The sequence below is a fragment of the Planctomycetota bacterium genome, from assembly GCA_026387035.1.
Classification (GTDB): Bacteria; Planctomycetota; Phycisphaerae; order FEN-1346; family FEN-1346; genus JAPLMM01.
Map to the genome: position 1 here is coordinate 1 of JAPLMM010000306.1, position 2,774 is coordinate 2,774.

1 protein-coding gene is annotated in these 2,774 nt (G+C 67.3%); it reads left to right on the plus strand.

Translation table 11 applies throughout. From position 1 onward, the window contains the following. Positions 1-70: 70 nt before the first annotated feature. Positions 71-2,098: a phenylalanine--tRNA ligase subunit beta gene (gene pheT, locus NTX40_11535; protein MCX5649700.1), complete on the plus strand. Its 2,028-nt coding sequence runs from the start codon at positions 71-73 to the stop codon at positions 2,096-2,098. Positions 2,099-2,774: the final 676 nt, after the last annotated feature.

Consider the following 2,774-nt stretch of genomic DNA (forward strand, 5'->3'; position numbering starts at 1 on the left):
CTTTCGCTTGACGCTACCCGCCGCCGGCCTATAATCGCCCTTTCCACGCCCGGCACAAGAACGCCAGGGGATGCCCGTGAACGTCAGTTACAACTGGCTCCGCGAGTACGTCCCCACGGACCTTGCGCCCAAAGAGGTCGCCGAACGCCTCACGCGCATCGGCCTCAACGTGGACGCCATCGAGGACCTCCCCGGCGGCGACGTGCGCCTCGTGGTTGAGGTCACCGCCAACCGGCCCGACTGCCTCGGCCACGTCGGCATCGCCCGCGAACTCGCCGCCGCCCTGAACGCCGAACTCCGCCTCCCCGACGCCGCCTATGCGGAGTCCGCGACCCCCTGCGAGAAGAAGGTCCGCGTCGAAATCGAGGCCCCGGACCTCTGCCCCCTCTACACCGCCCGCCTCATCGAGGGCGTAAAGGTCGGCCCCAGTCCCGGCTGGCTCCGCCAGCGCCTCGAAGCGGTCGGCATCCGCCCCGTCTCCAACATCGTGGACGTCACCAACTACGTGATGATGGAGACCGGCCAGCCGCTGCACGCCTTCGACTTCGCCCGGATTACCGAGGGCCGCATCGTCGTCCGCCGCGCCAAGGCCGGCGAACGCTTCCACGCCATCGACCATTCGGAGCACGCCCTCTCGCCCGAGCGCCTCGTCATCGCCGACGCCCGCCGACCCGTCGCCCTCGCCGGCGTCATGGGCGGCGCCGAGACCGAAATCTCCGACGCGACGAGCGATATCTTGTTGGAAGCCGCCGTCTTCGACCCCCTCTCCATCCGCGCCACCAGCCGCTTGCTCGCCCTGGCCAGCGAATCCAGTTTCCGCTTCGAGCGCCGCGTCGACCCCGGCGGCACCGATTGGGCCAGCCGGCGGGCATGCGCCCTCATCCACCAGACGGCGGGCGGCAAGATCGCCCGCGGCGTCGTCGCGGCCGGCCGACCCCTGCCCGAGCCGCTGGAACTCACGCTCCGCGTCGCCCGCATCGAAACGGTCCTCGGCCTCGCGATCCCCGCCGACTTCGCCACCGAGTACCTCCGCCGCCTGGGCCTGGAGGTCCTCGTGGCGACGCCCGAACGCATCCGCGTCCGCGTCCCCTCCCGCCGGGGCGACCTCGAACGCGAAATCGACCTGGTGGAGGAAGTCGCCCGCCACCACGGCTACGAGAAGATTCCCGAATCGCGCGAAATCCCCGTCGCCTACGCCGGTCCGACGCCGGCCGAACGCGTCCGCCAGGCCGCCGGCGAGGTCCTCACGGCCGCGGGCTATTTCGAGGCCGTCACCTTCTCCTTCACGAGCGCCGACCGGGCCGTCCGCTTTCGACGCCGGGACGTCGAGGCCGAACCTCTCGCCCTCCGCGGAGCCGCCCTCGCCCTCCGGGAGTCCATCCTGCCCGGCCTCCTGGATTCCCTGCGCGTCAACCAGAACGCCGACGAGACGGACGCCAGGCTCTTCGAGATCGCCAAGCGGTTCGTCCCCGCCGCGCCCGGCCAAATGCCCCACGAGGACGCCATGCTCGCCCTCGCCTCCGGTTCCGGCGCGCCGGAATTCGAGAACGTCAAGGGCGCCCTCGAAACGCTCTTCGAGCGCCTCCGCGTCGCCGACCGCATCCGCTTCGTCCCGACCGACCGCTATGCCGACCTCGCGGCAGACCAGGCCGCCGAGGTCCTCTTGGACAATGAGCCGATCGGCATGGTCGGCTCCGCAACAAAGGAGGCCACCGCCGCCTTCGAACTCGACGAGCCCCCGACCGTCGCGGAGGTCCATTTCGGCCGGCTCATCGAGGCCGCCGTCCTGGAACCCGCGTATCGGCCCCTGCCCCAGTACCCGGCCATCGCGCGGGACCTGGCCATCGTCGTGGAGGAGGCTGTCCGCTGGGCGGACGTCGAAAAGGCCGTCGCGTCGGCCGGCGTCGCCGAGGTCGAATCCCTCCAGGCGCTGGACGTCTATCGCGGCAAACAGGTGCCCGCGGGCAAGAAGAGCGTCGCCCTGCGTCTGGTCCTCAGGCGGGCGTCGGGCACGCTGACCCACGACGACGCCGCCACGATGCAGACCCGGATCCTCGACGCCCTCCGTTCCGCCCTCGGGGCCGAACTCCGGTCCTGACCCTCCGCGCCGTTCCAGCCGGTCTTCTGACCCTTCACTTATGAACGGCCGTGATTGTGGATAACTTTTTAGAGGGAGTTTTGGGGGGTATTTTGGGGCGAATTTTTACAGGCCACCGGCCCTGGCGCTAGCGTCCGGTGGGTTTTTTCTCCCAAACACCCCCGAATGTTAAGATGGGCTAGCGCGGATTTAGTGCTTTTTTCGACTTTTTTCGCGTTTTTAGCGCGCTTTTTACCGGTTTTTAGGCCTTATTTCGCACTCTTTCCATCCATGTCATGTGCATACCTTTATGTGCATAACTTCCCGCGGACGCACGTAAGTCGTTTTGGGCGGGCAAATCTCGCATTTGACAAAGAAACAGCCGAGGCAACGCGTAACGCGTTGTCCCAGCGTGTCTTAACCGCAAAGGGCGCCAAGCACGCAAAGGGAGGATGGGGGGAGCCCTCCTCCGCCCTTCGGGCTACGGCGGGCAGGCGACCAACGACACAAAGCCAAACCACCGAAAGGACGCAGAGAAGGAGGAGGGAACGGCCTCCCTGAGTGCCTGCCCTGTAGTATGACACTACAGGGCCTGAGGCGGGGCGGGAAAATCTCGCATTTGACAAAGAAACAGTATGCCTTTCTCCGGTTCAAGCGGCCAGCCGGTCGCCGCAGGCGACTCGACGTGACGAGAAGT

Excerpts from the sequence above, each read along its gene's own strand:
- pheT (MCX5649700.1), top strand. The coding sequence starts at position 71 with ATGCCCGTGAACGTCAGTTACAACTGGCTCCGCGAGTACGTCCCCACG.